Origin of the sequence: Paraburkholderia panacisoli, assembly GCF_008369935.1 — a bacterium.
GTDB lineage: Bacteria > Pseudomonadota > Gammaproteobacteria > Burkholderiales > Burkholderiaceae > Paraburkholderia > Paraburkholderia panacisoli.
Genome location: NZ_VTUZ01000049.1, coordinates 1 through 15,820 on the forward strand (window position 1 = coordinate 1; position 15,820 = coordinate 15,820).

The 15,820-nt window shown below is 62.2% G+C and carries 14 protein-coding genes and 2 pseudogenes; 6 read left to right on the forward strand and 10 right to left on the reverse strand.

What is annotated here, in order from left to right; genetic code table 11:
* From FVF58_RS41740 to FVF58_RS41750, 3 genes are all read left to right on the forward strand, one after another.
* On the forward strand, positions 1-739 hold a 739-nt coding region (locus FVF58_RS41740; RefSeq protein ID WP_149675482.1), incomplete at its 5' end, for an amidohydrolase family protein.
* A 1-nt stretch (position 740) separates the two neighbouring features.
* A complete protein-coding gene (locus tag FVF58_RS41745) occupies positions 741-1,187 on the forward strand; it encodes a DoxX family protein (protein WP_149675483.1) in 447 nt (148 codons plus the stop codon).
* Positions 1,188-1,211: 24 nt separating this feature from the next.
* Positions 1,212-2,129, forward strand: coding sequence for a glyoxalase (locus FVF58_RS41750; RefSeq protein ID WP_149675484.1), 918 nt, complete (start codon positions 1,212-1,214; stop codon positions 2,127-2,129).
* A gap of 359 nt (positions 2,130-2,488) precedes the next feature.
* On the opposite strand, the gene FVF58_RS41755 is transcribed toward FVF58_RS41750, so the two are convergent.
* The 6 genes and pseudogenes from FVF58_RS41755 to FVF58_RS41780 form a co-directional block, all read right to left on the reverse strand.
* Positions 2,489-4,252 (reverse strand): FAD-dependent oxidoreductase, encoded by a 1,764-nt coding sequence (locus tag FVF58_RS41755; protein ID WP_149675485.1) that lies wholly within the window; start codon positions 4,250-4,252, stop codon positions 2,489-2,491.
* Between the two features lie 198 nt (positions 4,253-4,450).
* Positions 4,451-4,768, reverse strand: a pseudogene (locus FVF58_RS53560) (SDR family oxidoreductase); the annotation flags it as partial.
* Positions 4,769-4,827: 59 nt separating this feature from the next.
* Positions 4,828-5,583: a hypothetical protein gene (locus FVF58_RS41765; RefSeq protein WP_149675487.1), complete on the reverse strand. Its 756-nt coding sequence runs from the start codon at positions 5,581-5,583 to the stop codon at positions 4,828-4,830.
* A 323-nt stretch (positions 5,584-5,906) separates the two neighbouring features.
* Complete coding sequence (locus tag FVF58_RS41770) at positions 5,907-6,629, reverse strand: hypothetical protein (protein WP_149675488.1); 723 nt, start codon at positions 6,627-6,629, stop codon at positions 5,907-5,909.
* A gap of 243 nt (positions 6,630-6,872) precedes the next feature.
* The gene (locus FVF58_RS41775) at positions 6,873-7,628 is read right to left on the reverse strand and encodes an SDR family oxidoreductase (protein ID WP_149675489.1); all 756 of its coding nucleotides are present in this window, start codon (positions 7,626-7,628) and stop codon (positions 6,873-6,875) included.
* Between the two features lie 43 nt (positions 7,629-7,671).
* The gene (locus FVF58_RS41780; protein ID WP_149675490.1) at positions 7,672-8,073 is read right to left on the reverse strand and encodes a nuclear transport factor 2 family protein; all 402 of its coding nucleotides are present in this window, start codon (positions 8,071-8,073) and stop codon (positions 7,672-7,674) included.
* Between the two features lie 227 nt (positions 8,074-8,300).
* On the opposite strand from FVF58_RS41780, the gene FVF58_RS41785 reads away from it, so the two are divergent.
* Positions 8,301-8,939, forward strand: a complete 639-nt coding sequence (locus FVF58_RS41785; RefSeq protein WP_149675491.1) for a TetR/AcrR family transcriptional regulator — start codon at positions 8,301-8,303, stop codon at positions 8,937-8,939.
* Positions 8,940-8,964: 25 nt separating this feature from the next.
* Here the strand turns inward: FVF58_RS41785 and FVF58_RS41790 are convergent.
* Positions 8,965-9,275: pseudogene (locus FVF58_RS41790) on the reverse strand (transposase); the annotation flags it as partial.
* Between the two features lie 373 nt (positions 9,276-9,648).
* On the opposite strand from FVF58_RS41790, the gene FVF58_RS41795 reads away from it, so the two are divergent.
* The gene (locus tag FVF58_RS41795) at positions 9,649-10,770 is read left to right on the forward strand and encodes a YncE family protein (protein ID WP_149675492.1); all 1,122 of its coding nucleotides are present in this window, start codon (positions 9,649-9,651) and stop codon (positions 10,768-10,770) included.
* 184 nt (positions 10,771-10,954) lie between these two features.
* Here FVF58_RS41795 and FVF58_RS41800 read toward each other — a convergent pair whose 3' ends face one another.
* Positions 10,955-12,097, reverse strand: a complete 1,143-nt coding sequence (locus tag FVF58_RS41800; RefSeq protein ID WP_149675493.1) for an alpha-hydroxy acid oxidase — start codon at positions 12,095-12,097, stop codon at positions 10,955-10,957.
* Between the two features lie 102 nt (positions 12,098-12,199).
* Between FVF58_RS41800 and FVF58_RS41805 the strand changes: the two genes are divergently transcribed.
* Complete coding sequence (locus tag FVF58_RS41805; RefSeq protein WP_149675494.1) at positions 12,200-13,033, forward strand: IclR family transcriptional regulator; 834 nt, start codon at positions 12,200-12,202, stop codon at positions 13,031-13,033.
* A 37-nt stretch (positions 13,034-13,070) separates the two neighbouring features.
* Here FVF58_RS41805 and dapA read toward each other — a convergent pair whose 3' ends face one another.
* On the reverse strand, positions 13,071-13,976 hold the full coding sequence (dapA, locus tag FVF58_RS41810; protein ID WP_149675495.1) for a 4-hydroxy-tetrahydrodipicolinate synthase: 906 nt from the start codon (positions 13,974-13,976) through the stop codon (positions 13,071-13,073).
* Positions 13,977-13,999: 23 nt separating this feature from the next.
* Positions 14,000-15,817 (reverse strand): ABC transporter permease subunit, encoded by a 1,818-nt coding sequence (locus FVF58_RS41815; RefSeq protein ID WP_149675496.1) that lies wholly within the window; start codon positions 15,815-15,817, stop codon positions 14,000-14,002.
* Positions 15,818-15,820 lie beyond the last annotated feature (3 nt).

The following is a 15,820-nucleotide window of genomic DNA, read 5'->3' on the forward strand; positions in this document are numbered from 1 at the left end:
TTCGATGGACCGTATCGCGGCGCTCGGCGGCGGCGTGGCGGTGCAACACCGAATGGCCTACCAGGGCGAGTATTTCGTCGAACGTTACGGCGCGGCCGCGGCCGAGGCGACGCCGCCGATCGCGCGCATGCTCGAGAAGGGCGTGCGCACCGCGGCGGGCACGGATGCCACGCGTGTCGCGTCGTACAACCCGTGGGTGTCGCTTGCATGGCTGGTGACGGGCAAGACGGTCGGCGGCCTGCGCCTTTATCCGCAGCGCAACTGCCTTGACCGCGAGACGGCGCTGCGGATGTGGACCGAGAAGGCCGCCTGGTTCTCCAACGAAGAAGGCAAGAAAGGTCAGATCGCTGTGGGGCAGCTCGCCGACCTGATCGTTCCCGACCGCGACTTCTTCACCTGCGCCGAGGACGAGATCGCAAGCACGGTGTCGGATCTGACGATTGTCGGCGGCCGCATCGTGTATGGCGGCGCAGCGTTCGCTCATCTCGACGACAGCGCGCCGCCTCCCGCGATGCCCGAATGGTCGCCCGTGTGTCGCTTCGGCGGCTTCGGTGCGTGGAAGGATTCGAAGGGCGAGGGCGAAGCTTCGTTGCAACAGATGGCGGCGTTATCGTGCGGCTGCCCGAATGGTTGTGCCGTGCATGGCCACGACCATGCGCGCGCCTGGTCGAACAATGCGCCGGCGTCGGACCTGCGTTCGTTCTGGGGCGCGCTCGGCTGTGCATGCTGGGCGGTCTGACATGAGCACGCACGCACAAGGGAATCCGCCCTGGATCGCCGCGCTGCTCGCGCCGCGCTGGTTGCCGCTGGTGGCGCGCGTGGCGCTCGTGTCCGCGTATGTGATCGGAGGTGTGGCCAAGCTCGCGAATTTTCATGCCGCCGTGCTCGAGCAGGAGCATTTCGGGCTGCACCCGGGGTGGCTGTGGGCGGCGCTCGCGATCGGCGTCGAGCTTGGCGGCTCGGCCTGCGTGATCTTCAGCCGCTTCGTGTGGCTGGGCGCGGGCGCACTGGGTGCATTGACGGCTGTGGCGATGTTCGTCGCGAACGACTTCTGGAACCTGACGGGCGACGCGCACTTTTTTGCGTTGAATGCCTTCTTCGAGCACCTTGGACTCATCGCTGCGCTTGTCATGGCGACATGCCTCGCCGGCGTCAAACATTCCTCCGGCCATGCCGGTGGTCAGTAAATACCTTAAGGGACCCTCACCATCATGGGTAATCTCCGTTCGCTGGCAGCGACAGCGCTTGCCGTCATCTGTCTCGCCGCATCGTCAGTCGCGTCGGCCACACCGCCGAGAATTCCACAGCCCGTTGCGAAACCGCAGCTCGCTGTGGGACCGCAATACGACACCACTCATGTCTACGTTGCGCCGGAAGACTTCGACAGGTTCACCGACAGCTTTGTTGCGACCTTCGGTGGGCACAAGTCGCAACAGGGCGTCTTTCAGGTGACGCCCACGCCGAGCCAGACGATGTCGCAACTCGTCTTCACGCCCGTCGGCACGATCTCCGTCTTCGGCTTCAAGACGCCTGTTCCGTATCCGTTCGGCAACGAGCGCACGGGGTACCTCGTGACCGATATGGACGCCGCCATGAAGTCGGCGAAGGCGCACGGGGCGGACATCAAGGTCGCGACCTTCCCCGACCCGATCGGACGCGATGCGATCATTGAGTGGCCCGGCGGCGTCGACATGCAGCTTTACTGGCACAACCAGGCGCCGAACTATGTTCCCCTGCAGACGGTGCCCGAGAACCGGGTCTACGTGTCGTCGAAACGCGCGGATGCGTTGATCCACGATTTCGTGGCCTTTTCGCATGGCAAGGTCGTCGCCGATGACCGCAAGGCGCCCGGTGTCGAGATTGGCCGGCCCGGCGATACATACCGGCGTGTGCGGATCGACTCGGGATTCGGCAGGATGACGGTGCTGGCGACCGACGGCCACCTGCCCTGGCCGTTCGGCCGGGAGATGACGGGTTATGAAGTGACGAATCTCGCCGACACGCTGCAGAAGGCGCAGGCGGCAGGCGTCACGGTGCTGGTCCCGCCGTTCACTTCGGATAAGCGCGAAGCCGCGCTCGTGCAGTTCCCTGGTGGTTATATCGCCGAGATTCACGCAGTTGCGCAGTAGACGCGGGATGCCGGGGTGATGCGTCATGACGGTCGCGAGGCCGCCCGATGTCATTCCCCGGCACGGGAGACGCTCGATGAAATCTGAAGACAGCGTCGCCCAGCCATCGCGGGCTACGTGGACACGCTCAGCTTTGTCGCGCTTTTCGGGTGGGCGACTCGATTCGCAACGCAGGCGGAGTAACGCGGACTACCTCGGTGTCGAACTGAGATATGGATGGTAGCCACATCGGAAGCGCGCTGCGGCCAAGTTCCTGGTTTGAGCGGTCCGTGCCTCTTCCAATACGGATGTAACGCCATCTAGATTTAAAAGAGGTCCGCGCGACATATCAAGCCTTCCAACCCAGCGCGACTGGCGGCTTACCCATGCCTGGAAGGCGCGGGCGTTTCGGCGCGCTTCATGGCTAAAAAGCGGTGAATCTGCGCGACCACCGCTGCCCCTTCGCCCACGGCCCCTGCAACGCGCTTGGTGGAACCCGATCGAACATCGCCGATTGCAAACACGCCGTCGACACTGGTATGCAGCGGGAGCGTGGGCCCGCTGGCGCGTGTTCCCAGGTCGGTATCGGTCAACACGAATCCTCTCGGGTCCAGCGACACTCCGCACGTGCGCAGCCAGTTCGTGTTTGGGTCGGCACCGATAAAAAGGAACACGTGATGCGTCTTCAGACTTTCTATACCCCCATCGCGTCGCCGATAGTGGACGGACTCCAGCCGTTCGTCACCTTCGAGAGCCGTTATTTCCGAACCCATATGGATCGTCACGTTCGGCAACGCGGCAATTCGCTCGATCAGATAGCGCGACATGCCGTGTTCGAGATCCTGGCCCCTGACGAGGACATGAACATGGGCCGCATGCGATGCAAGAAACACAATGGCCTGTCCTGCTGAATTTCCGCCACCAACCAGCAGCACGGTTTCGCTGCGGCACAGCCGGGCCTCGATCGACGTCGCCCAATAATAGACGCCGTGACCTTCGAAGCGCGCAAGCCCGCTCACTGCCGGATGCCGATATTCCGCGCCGCTCGCAACGACTACCGTCCGTGCCGCAACGCGCCGCGAACTGGCAAGCTCCACCTCGAGCGGGTATGCGCCGCAATGCAAGCCTTTCACCTCGACGGGAATCGCGATGTGCGCGCCGAATTTCTGCGCCTGGTTAAATGCCCTGCCGGCTAGCGCTTGCCCCGAAATGCCGGTCGGAAAGCCCAGATAATTTTCGATGCGGGCACTCGTGCCTGCCTGGCCGCCCGGCGCGCGGCAATCGAAGACTGCCACTGACAAGCCTTCAGATGCCGCATAGACGGCAGCCGCCAGGCCGGCAGGTCCCGCGCCGACGATCGCGACGTCGTAAACATGCATGGGATCGAATTCCGGCACGAGTCCCAGGCACGAGGCGAGCTGCCCATCGTCCGGATTGCGCAGCACGGTGCCATCCGGGCAGACAACGAGCGGCATGTCATCGCGCCGAGGCGTCATGCGATCGAGCAACGCGGTGGCATCGGCACCGCTTTCGTCAAGCGTCATATGCGGGTAAGCATTGCGTTGCAGGAAATGTTGCAACGCGAGGAGCCGCTCGTTGTCGGGCGGGCCAACGAGCACTGCCCCTTGCCCGCGCTCGATCGCGGCGACGCGCCTCAGGATCAGCGCGCGCATGATCCTTTCGCCGAGCTCCGCCTCGCCGATCATCAGGGCACGCAGCTTTTCCGGCGCAATCACGAGCGCCACGACATCTTCGATAACCTCCGCATCGACAAGGCCGGGCTTGCCTGAAAGCATGCCAACGTCGGAGGTGAATTCGCCCCGTTTCGCCTGAGAGCGCAGCAAACGTCGATGGCCCAGTCCGTCGCGCGCCGTGTATCGAACCGTGCCCGACAACAGGACGAACATGCCTGGACTCATGCCGCCCGCGCGATATAAGAATTCGCCGACGGCGTAGCTGTGTATCGCACCGAAGCGATTGATCCGATCAATCTCGGCGTCAGTCAGTACCGGAAATATCTGATGCCAGCGCGGGGTGCTTTCTGGGGTTTGCGCATCCGCCACGGCAGAACGATCGACGCCGTTCGTGCCGACTTCTGTCTGGTTTCCCGGGCCGCCCGGTGGGGAAGCTGCGTCGCTGTTCATCGTGAACCTCTGACTACGCGCGTTGGAACCGGCCGGCAGAGAGCCACACCCCTGGCCTTTGGGAAAGCCACGGGGTAAATGCCGTCCAGTCATTCAAGATAGGTTAGGCGTCAACATGCCGCAAATAGGTAACATCAATCTTGCTCGACCGGCACAAGCGGACTTCCTGGCGCGCTCAGTTGCACGTTCATGAAATGGTCCGTGCTTCTCGATGATCGTCACGCCCGTACTGAACGTGAGGTGGGTTGTGCACGCCTCGATTGCCGCGGCGGTGTCGTCGGGTGTACCGATCCGCCCACGAGGCGTCGTTGCCGCCACTTTGTCGTTGAAGTCAGCGCCCCGCCCAGATACGAAACTCGTGTCGCCGACGCCCGGCGACACGTTCAGCACCCGGATGCGCGGCGCGAGAGCGCGGGCCAGCGATGCCGTCATCGTGTCGAGTCCCGCTTTTGCGGCGCAGCAGGCGACATTGCTCGCGACGTCGGTGGTGGCCGAGATGGACGGCACGTTGACGACATGAACGACTGGAGATTGTCGACCTCTGCCTGATGACGTCAGCCTCAAACTGCCTCAGTTCACATCATGCCGCCGGCGGCGCTCCCTGTGCCGCCAGTGCCGGATGAAGGTGTGGACGTAGTTGTGAGCGGATGGGCGAGACCTGCCGCGGACAGCAGCGAGACGGCAGCCGGATCGGGCATGCCATTGACGTCGATGGCGCCTGCTGCCGCCAGCGCGCCGAGATCGCTGTCGCCCCCTGCTTGCCCGACGATAAGCGGCGTCGTCAGAAACGCGGGTACCGTCAGTGTGACCGCATAGCGCTGCTGCAGATTCGTGACGACTGCCGATTGCGCAGCCTGGACATCGGTCTGATTTGCCAGCACCCGTTGGAACTGTGAGTTGCTCTGGAAGCCCGCAATCAGACCGGTCTCGTTGGTGCCAAGTTGCGAAGCGAGATAGACCAACATCAGTTCGGTTTCGGGTGTCGTATTGAAAGTGCCGCCGGCAAATGCCAGCGAATGCAGGGTCGTGCCGCCGGACGTCACAGCGAGGATGCAGGGAAGCGCGGCGTTGAGCGTAATGCTGTAATGTCCACCGCCGTCTGACAAGGTGGAGCCCGAACCCGACGCACAACTGACGCTGACCATCGCGCTGGCGAGCGCCTTGCCGGTGGCTGCCGTGCCGGATAGGGTGACGCTTGGCATCCCGTTTCCGCCGCCACAGCCATCGAGGCTGAAGCAGGCGCTTCCACTGCAAGCGACGAGCATTGCAAGTGAAGCCCCGCAAAATGCAGCCAGCACCGGGCGAACGAAAGGCGCATCGTGAGTGTTCATGGCCGCCTGCCGTTGATAGAAGAGGATAAGGCGAGCCGCCCCACACAAAGGGACTGGCGCTATTTTTAATTTTAGGCGCTAGACGCCGAAGTCGTTTATCGCATCAGTCACATTCACGGCGTTGTCGGTCATTGCGGTCATTCGAGATCCGTTGTTTCAGCACTCTGCGAATGCCAGCTTCCGAGGGAGAGGTGGGGCCGGAGCCCTCCCAGACTTCTGATTTTGGATCGACGCGTAGCTCCGCTGCGAAGTGTCCTAACGTTCCTTGCAGCCGTCTCCTTTTAATCGCCATGCCCCCTTGGAAGCCTTCCCGCTGCGTGGCTCTAGCGAAAGGAAACCGTGCCAATGTCGATGGCAACCAGCAGCGGTTCGTCAATTTTCCGGCCATCGGCGTCATGAGCGAAGACGCGCCGGGTCGCCGGCACGATGACGCCGTCAAAGTCGCGGTAGTTCGACGCATAGTTTGCGCCTGTAGCGCCGCCCATGACGTCGACGGTGTAATCATGGCGCCGCAGCAGACCATCCGGGCCAAAGTACGAAACCTGCTCGCGCGAGTGCGTATCGATGGAAGCCGGGAACGTTACTTTCAAGCGCCGCCATTGCTCACCGTTTTCACGCCATGGCGACAACTCTTCAGTGACCACGCCCTGGTAGGTGTAGAGAAACGGCGTGCTGAAATAGGTCCACAGCGCATAACTGCAGAAATATGCTGCATGAAGATCGTCCCAAGGCGTCTGTTCACTATGTCCGGCGAAGGATGAACGCGGATTGTCGCGACTCTCGAGTACGCGCCCGTCCGTCGATTCGATGGCGATGCGGCCCGGGGTAAAAAGGAAGTATCGGTCGGGCGTTGTCAACGGTCGCAATTCGACACGCTGGGCTTGCGTATCCATTGCGACGACAACGTGCCTGAAAATATCTGGCTTCTGTTTGACGTGCCAGATGGCGCCTGTGATCGACATTTCGGCTTCGAGCGTTCTGAACGCATTCCAGCGCGAAAGGCCTCCATGGGCCTCGATAGCCAGCTTCAAAAGATCATTCGTCATGTCGTTTCCTGTAGTGCTGGTCTGCCCCGGTGGCCTATCGCCTGTCCGATGCAAGGTTCTGAACTGCGGCGATGCGCGCACGGATGGCGGAGCGGCTCGTGTCAGCCAGCCGTGGCGAGGCGATCTTAACCGCTCGGTTGCACCGCAGGTCCCCTCTCGTGGGACAGGGTGTCGAACGCCTCCGGCACGAACGCCTTGTTCTGCGCAGAGGTCGCCTGTATCACGTATCCGGCAGGCAGCCGCTCATCCGCCCAGCACTTCCAGCATCTGTGCATTCAAGCCATTGACGAAAGCATGCTCAGCGGGCCCCGGGTTCTCGCGGAACTGCTTCGCACCTTCAACCAGAACCTCATCCACATCCGTTCCGAGGACAGCAATCGTTTCGTCGATGAACGCTTCAAGCGGCATCGCCTGTTCGGCTTCGCGGCTGTTCATGAGGTCCGTACGCACCCAGGGCGGAGCGATCTCGAGTACCCGAACCTTCGTGTCCCGCAGCATGAAGCGTTGCGAGAGGATGTACGAATGCAGCGCCGCCTTGGTCGACGAGTACACGGCGGTCATGGCCAACGGCACGAAAGCCAGCACCGAGCTCGTATAGGCGACGACAGCGTCATTCCTGGTCTTGAGGTGATCGATCAGCGCCGACGTCATGCGGATCGGTCCCATGAGGTTGGTCGTGATGGTGGACACCATCAGCGCATCGTCGATGTGGCCGCCCGCCTGGTCCGGCTGCATGATCCCTGCGTTGTTGATCAGCACGTTGAGATCGGGATAGTCCGCGATCAGTTGTGCCGCTACCCGCTCGATGCTGGCGACATCGTTGATGTCGAGCTCGATCGCGGCGATGCCGGGATTCGCCGCCACCACCTCGTCAAGATGGCTGCGCCGGCGGCCGCTGATGATGACCTTGTTGCCGCGCTTGTGAAGCGCCTCGGCTAGCCCGCGGCCAATGCCCGAACCGCCGCCCGTAATGAAGATCGTGTTTCCGGTGAGTTTCATGATTGTTTCCTTGTTGATGCTTGAGTGATTGATGCTGGTGTGGTCAGGCAGGGAACCGGTCGCCGAACATCGGCAGGCCGCTCGCGGATTGGTCCTGGGTCGCTTCGTCCTGAAGGACATCCCAGTGCTCGGCCAGCTTGCCGTCTTCAAAGCGAACGACGTCGGCTGCAATCCAAGCGGCGGGTCTGCCGCTTCCCGAAAACCGGCCATGTGCGATGACATAGTCGCCCTCGGCCACGATCAGCTGGTTCTCGTAACGCAAGGTATCGGGCAGCGTGCGGATCAGATCGAACAGGCCTTCGCGCCCCGGCGCGATATGGGCGCTGTGCTGAATGTAGCGATCGGACCAGAAGTGCTCGGCTGCAACGTAGTCGCGCTTGTTGAACAGGGTGTCGAACGCTTCCAGCACGAGCGCCTTGTTTTGTTCAGGGGTTGTGTTCGTCATGTTTGCTCCTCTTTAAAGACGGGGCTGACGACGCCCTCAGGCGCCGCAAAGCCGCTGTGCCCCCTACTGCCTGAACATGCAGGTAAAGAAGGCTATACTTAAGACAATGGTGAATGACATTGTCATCGGGTTGGATTCTGGGCGGGCGTCGCGCCAATGTCAATGGTGATCACCATTGTATTTTTTGATGGATCTTATTGGTTCGTGGTTGGCTGAGGAGAGGGAGAATGGGTGTTTCCAAGCAGCAGGCGATTGAAAACCGGCACGCGATCGTCGCAGCCGCCGAGAAACTGTTTCGGGAGCGCGGCGTCGATGCGGTCGGGCTCGCCGAGTTGATGAAGGCGGCGGGCTTCACACAGGGCGGTTTCTACAACCACTTCAAATCAAAGGACGCGCTGGTCGCGGCGGTGATGGACAAGGCCATGGAGGATGGTGGAGACGCGTTTGCTTCGATGATCGAAGCCGCCAGGTCGGCTGACGCCGACCCGGTCAGGGAACAGATTCAGTGGTACCTGTCGCCCGAACATCGCGCAAATATCGATGCGGGGTGTCCGTTGTCGGGTTTCGTAGGCGACGCCCGCCGGTTGAGCGAAGCGGCACGCAACGCTTACGCGGGTGGTCTCGCGGGGAACTTCGAACAATTCGCCAGAGTCATCGCGGAGACGCATGGAAGCAAAGAAGGTAGCCGCAAGAAGGCGATCACGCTGTTCAGCCAGATGGTTGGCACGCTACTGCTTTCGCGTGCCGTTACCGATATTGACCCGGCGCTGGCGGACGAAATTCTCGATGAGGGCCGCCAGCATCTCCTCACTGTCGTGGATGCACAACCCGGAGTTCGATCACGTGGTCGCTCGCGGCGGGGGTAGCGCATTACAGAGAGTCAATTTCATTCTATTTGTTGAGTCGGGTGAAGCGATCCTCGTAGGCGATCGCGAACTGCCGCATCGCGGCCTTCCAGTCATGGGCCGCACGATGCCAGTCGACGGTAGTCTCGCGCAGGGCGAGCCAGAGCAGTTTGGTCGCCGCGTCGTCGGATGGAGGTGTCCACGCGTCTTGATGATCTTGCGTAGCTGGGCCCTGACGCTTTCAAGTGAGTTCGTGGTGCAGATCACTTTGCGTACCACGCGTGGAAGCGAAAAAAACGAAATCAGGCAACCCCACGCGCGGCGCCAGGCCGCGACGTAGGTGCGGCTCACTTGACCCTGCCACACCGCAAGGAACAGGAACAATCCGTAGACTGAAATTGCAGTTGGCGTGTCACTACCACGTCTATGGAAGCTTCAAATTGATTACAGCTATAGCGTCCATTCAATGCATACCATAAATAACTTTTACTTTCCGATTTTCCACGTCGCCGCCATTGTGTGAACCGTACTGCCGGTCTCTAGCCGCAAGTCATGCACTGTGCAGCTGCAGTCATGACAAATGCGGCTAGTTTCTTCAGGCGACTATTTCTTAAGATTCCTTAAGAAATGGATTGTCGATTTTTTGTCGACGATGGGTGGAAAAAATCCAATTGCTCAGGCCGATCCATGGACCGATGGTCAGGCCGATAAACGGAAAGGAGACGAATAGATGGATAAGCGCCTGATGAGTTTGATGTTGCTCGCCGCAGCCGCGTTGGCCGCTTGCGGAGGTGGAGATGACATCAGCGCACCGACACCGCCAAAGCTATTGACGAATATCGCCGTGCCCAACGCTTCGAGCCCGCCATTCAGTTTCGACATCGGTTACGTCGAGGCCGGCCAGTACTTTCTCGCCGACCGCAATAACAAAGCAGTCGATCTCGTGGACACCAAATCGAACACGTTGATCGCACAGATTCCCGGGCCATTCATAGGTGCTGGCGCAACGACAAACGAGTCCGGTCCCGACGGAATTGTAGCTATCACCGGCACGAACACAATTTATGTCGGGGATGTGGACTCCGTTAAGGTCATCGATACGGCCGCGCACAAGGCCGTCAACACGATTGCCATCAGTAATTCCGGATCGCGCGTCGATGAGGGCTGCTACGATCCCGACGATCATCTCGTGATGTACGCGAGCCCTGGGGACTCTCCGCCGTTTGTGACGTTCATTTCGACGCTGACGCAAACGGCTGTGGCAAAGCTTCCTTTCAATGGATCGTCGGGGCTTGAAGCGTGTACCTACGATCCTGCCTCGAAGAGCTTCCTGATCAACAACGACGGAACGTCCGCGAATCCCGACGGCCAGCTTGATGTGATCACCGCCGTCTCCGCGGTGGCGGGAAGCCCCACTGTCAGCAAGTCGTTTCCATTGGGAAAATGCGGGCCGACGGGAATCGTGCTTGGCCCGAATAACGACGTGCTCGTCGGATGTGATCCGCCAGCCGGTGACCCGCTCATCACGCTCATTCTCGATCGTGCGAGTGGCGCGATTCGCGCTAGCCTGCCATTCGGCGGGGTGGACCAGGTTGGCTACGACCCGGCGTCCAATCGCTATTTCTTGCCGGCCAGGCACTACGTCACGAGCGGTACCGCGGCATCCTCAGGATTCAGCCCACAGATGGGCGTGATCGACGGCGCGTCACGGCAGTTGCTCTTCAAGATTGCGGTCGGCACAGGGGCGCATTCAGTCGCCATCGACAGCACGCTTGGGCAAGTGTATGTGCCGTTCCAGCCCGGTGCGGCAGGATTCTCCAACGGCGGCATCTCGGTGTTCTCCACCCACTAGTCGACCATGGTCTAACGGGCCCGTGGCCGCAGACACCAATCTAACGAACCGGGCGGCGATCTTGCTGCTCGGATCTTTGTGCACGGTGGTCGCCTACATTCTGGATTTCAGACTGGTCCAGAATGCGCGCGCGCAATACGCAGCATCGGTAAATTTTCTGGCCTCTCACACGCATCTCACGCGCTCAAACAGGAGCCCGCTCAACAAACTCACGCCCCAACCTCGCCAACTTCCCACACCCCAACAACCGCATAGTGATCAGCATCTCATTCATCACCAACGCCAACACTTCCTCGACCCCGGCACCGCCCCGCCCCGCAAGCCCATAAAGCGGTGCACGCCCAAGCAATACGCCCCGGGCGCCCAAAGCGACAGCCTTCACCGCATCGCTGCCGCGCCGTATGCCGCCGTCGATAAAAACACCGAGCCGGTCACCAAGCTCATCGGCGATTTGCGGCAACAACTCCAGCGGCGACAAGGTGCTACCTAATTGCCGCCCGCCATGATTCGACAGGACGATCCCATCTGCGCCATACGCGTGCGCCAGCACCGCATCGTCGCGCCCCTGCACGCCTTTCACGATCAGCTTGCCGCTCCAGTGCCGCCGGATCCATGCGAGGTCCGTCCATGTCAGCGTCAAATCCATCTGCCGGCTAAGCATCGCTGCATGCCGCGACAGGTCCGCGCGTTCGCCCACGCTGCGCGCGAGGTTCTTCAACTGAGGTGCGCCATGTCGCGCGATCTGCCAACACCAGCGTGGATGCAGGATGCAGTCGGCAACGAGTCTCGGCGAAACTCGCAGTGGCAGCGCGAAACCATTGCGGGTGTCGTGATCGCGCTTGCCGTGAACCGGCACGTCGACCGTCAGAACCAGCGTTGAAAAACCGGCGGCGCTTGCCCGCCGCATCAGATCCTCGGCGATACGCCGATCCTTGGGGACGTACAACTGCATCCACAGATCGCCGCCGGGTGCTGCCGCACGCACGTCTTCGAGCAGCGAAGTCGACGCGGTCGAAAGCACGAAGGGCAAGCCCGCGTGGCTCGCCGCCTGCGCGAGCAACTCGTCGGCGCGCGGCCAGAACAAGCCGTTGAGCCCGGTCGGGCCAACGATCAGCGGAGCCTGCGCCGCGTGTCCGAAGAACTGCGTCGCTAGCGAACATTGCGACACGTCCGTCAGCACACGCGGCCTGAACAGCCACTGCCGGTAAGCGTCGAGGTTGCGCCGCAACGCATCGCCATCCTCGGCGCCACCGTCGAGATAATCGAACGCAAGGCGCGGCAGGCGTTTGCGCGCGGCGATCCGGTAGTCGGCAACACATGAAAGCATGAATGCTCCGTGGTACGTCGAATTGGCTTCGGTGATCCGGTTCAATCGCATTACAATTGACTCAACCGCTATCCGATAAACTTTGGACAACCTGATACGACCATGGCAGAACGCACCGCACGCCCGCCTCGCGGCGAGCAGGCCGCCAAGCCGGAGAGCTCCCGTTCGTCGCTCTTCGTCGGCTCGACCGAGAAAGCGTTTCAGGTGCTGCACGCTTTCGACGGCCCAAGCCGCCACATGACGCTCGTCGATATTGCGCGCGCATCCGGCCTCGACCGCAGCGCCACGCAACGCCTCGTTCACACGCTCGAAGCGCTCGGCTATCTCTACCGGGTGCCCGACACGCGCAACTACGGCCTCACGACGAAGGTGCTGCAGTTCTCATACAACTACGTGCGCGCCAACGAGCTGATCGACAAGGCTTCGCCGTACCTGCTCGACATCAGCCGGCGCCTCGGCGAGACGACCAATCTGCTCGAACTCGACGGCCACGAAATTGTGTTCGTCGCGCGCTTTCCCGGCCAGCATCTGGTGAACATCGACATCGTAGTCGGCGCCCGATTACCCGCGATGTTCACGGCGGCGGGCATCGCGATCCTGTCGCGCCTGTCCGACGACCGCGTGCGCGAGATCCTCGCGCAAACCCGTCTCGAACCGCTCACGCACTACACGGAAACCAATCCCGACAAACTGCTCGAACGCGTGCGCAAGGTCGCGCGACGCGGCTACGCGGTGATCGAGAACGAAACCGTGCTCGGCGATATTTCCGTTGCCGCGCCAGTGACCGATTACGGCGGTATGGGTGTCGCCGCGATCAACATTTCGGTGCCGACCTCGCGGTGGTCGCGTGAACGCGTGGAAGCCGAACTCGCGCAACACGTGCAGGTGGCCGCGACTTCGATTTCCAAGTCGCGGCTCTCGAGCTACGGGCGCTGAACGCTCATTGGCTGGTCGCGGGTCGCTCGACCGTCTCTCATTGACGCCGCTCGAAGCGCTCAAGCTGTTTGTCGAGTTCGACGCGCAGGCTCGCCGACAGATCGGGCGCAGCCTGCACTAGCGGCGACAGCATCGCGGGCGCATGCACGCCGATCAGGTCCATCACCGATTTCATCGGCCCCGGATTGGTTTCGGCGAACGCCATGTTCATCAGCGGAAACAGCGTGCGATGCAGCGCCAGCGCTTCCTGCGTCTTGCCTTCGCTCGCGAGCCGGTGGATGGTGCGCCACGCGGTCGGCAGCAAGGCGGCGGTGACCACGATGCCGCCGCGCGCGCCCGCGGCGACATGCAGCGGAAACAGGGTGTCCTCGCCGCTCAGCACTGCAAAGGACGCATCGACGCCCGCCACGGTGCGCAGAAAATGCCACATGTCCGTGTTGCAAGCCTTCATCCCGATGATCCGTTCGTGCTTCGACAATTCGTGCAGCACGTCAGGCGCGATCGCGATACGCGTGCGATACGGGATCTCATAGATCAGGATCGGCAACGGCGACTCGTCGGCATAGCGCATGAAGTAATCGCGAATGCCTTGCTGCGTCGGATTCGTGTAGTAGGGCGTCAGGACGAGCAGGCCATCGGCGCCCGCCGCGGCGAATTCCTTGCCGGCCTGGAGCGCGTCGTGATATCCGGGATCGAGCACGCCTGGAATCACCGGCACCGTGCCGCCGGCTTCGCTCACTACCAGTTCCGCCATCCGGATACGTTCCGCGCGCGCCAGCGCACCATATTCGCCGGTGCCGCCGAGCGGCACGAAGCCGTCCACGCCCTGCTTCAGCAGGTAACGCATCAGCGTGCGCGCGCCTTCGACATTGATGCTGTCGTCGGCATTGACGGGGGTCGGGATGGCCGGCAGGATGCCGCGCAATTGTTGTGCTGAAAGCATGAAGGAGTCTCTGTGAGGGGGAGTCAGGAAGTGAGGCTGCGACGGCGCAAGCGGTCGGCCACCCAGATCAGCGCAGCGATGAACACGAACAGGCAGGTCGATACCGCCGCAATCACCGGCGAGATCTGCATCGTGATTTCGTCCCAGAACTGCTTGGGCAAGGTCGTGCTCACGCCGCCCGACGTAAAGAGCGCGATGGTCAGTTCATCGAACGAAGTGGCGAACGCGAACAGGAACGACGACATCAGGCCCGCGCCGAGAATCGGGAACGTGACGCGGCGCAGCGTCGCCCACGGCCGCGCGCCCATGCTGTGCGCCGCCTGGTCGAGGCGCGTGTCGTAGTTGCGCAGCACGGCCATCATCGTGATCACGACGTAGGGCACGGCCACGGTGGTATGCGCGAGCACCAGTCCGAGCGACGAACCCACCAGGCCGATCTTCGCGAAGAAATAGAACACGCCTACGGCGATGATCATGCGCGGCACGACGATCGGCGCGAGCACGAAAGCGAGCATGGCCGCCTTGCCGCGCATGCCGCCACGCACCAGCAGGAACGCGGCCGGCGTGCCGATCAGCATCGACAGGATGCCGGTGCCGACGCCCACCAGCATCGAGCGCGTGAGCGCCTGCATCCACAGCGGCGAGTCGACGATCTGCTGATACCACTGCAACGAAAAGCCATGCGGCGGCCAGGCGAGGCCGGAGCCGGCGTCGAAGGAGAGCGGGATCATCAGGGAGGCGGGCGCGCTCAGGAACACCAGCAGCAGAATCACGACCGCGCGCAGCACCAGGCTTTCGCCGTCGCCGGCGGCGCGTTTGCGGCGGCGCGGGAGCACGCTGATCAGCGCGTCCGTCACGTTGCCGAGACACGTCAGCACGGCGTCGCCGAGCTGGCGGCTCCACTGGCCCGCACGGCCCGGCTTGCGGGCGGTCGAACTGCCGCCCGTCATGGTCGAAAGCCCCACCATCCGGTCGTAGACGAGGAACACCACCAGCACCACCGCCAGCAGCAGTACCGAGATCGCGCCGGCGAAACCCCAGTTCAGCGCCTGCATCACCTGGTCGATGATGAGCTGGGTGATCATCGTCTGATGGCGGCCGCCGAGCAGCGTGGGTGTGATGAAAAAGCCGATCGCCGTGACGAACACCATCAACGCACCGGCCGCGACGCCCGGCAACGAAAGCGGGAAGTACACCTTCCAGAACACGGTGCCGGGCCGCGCGCCGAGCGTTGCCGCCGCGCTCGGCAAGCGGCGGTCGATGTTTTCCATCACCGACAGCATGGTCAGCACGGCGAGCGGCATCAACGCATGCACCATGCCGACGATCACGCTGGAAAAGTTGTAGAGCAGGCTCAACGGCTGATCGATGATGCCGAGGCCGAGCAGGATCTTGTTGATCACGCCGTTGCGCCCGAGCAGTACGACCCACGCGAAAGTGCGCACCAGAAAGCTGGTCCAGAACGACAGCAGCACCCAGAACAGCAGCCGGTTCTTGCGCTCGCGCGTGAGCGACGAGATCAGATAGGCGATCGGGTAGCCGGTCAGTACGGAGAAGAACGTGGTCCACAGCGAGACCTTCAGCGTGATCAGCAGCACGTCCACATACACGGGCGACGCGAACAGCCGCTTGTATTCGATCAGCGTGAAGCCGTGGCCGTTATGCACGCTCAGCAAGAGAAGCTGGCCGACCGGATAGACGAGCATCACGATCAGCAGCACGACGAGCGGCGCGCCCTTCGCGCCGGGTTGCAGCCACGCGCGCCAGGGCTGGCGCCGCGCCGTGGGCGCGGCGGCGGCCGCGGGGTGGGGCGGCTGCGCGGTGAGAGCGGAATGATTCATGGC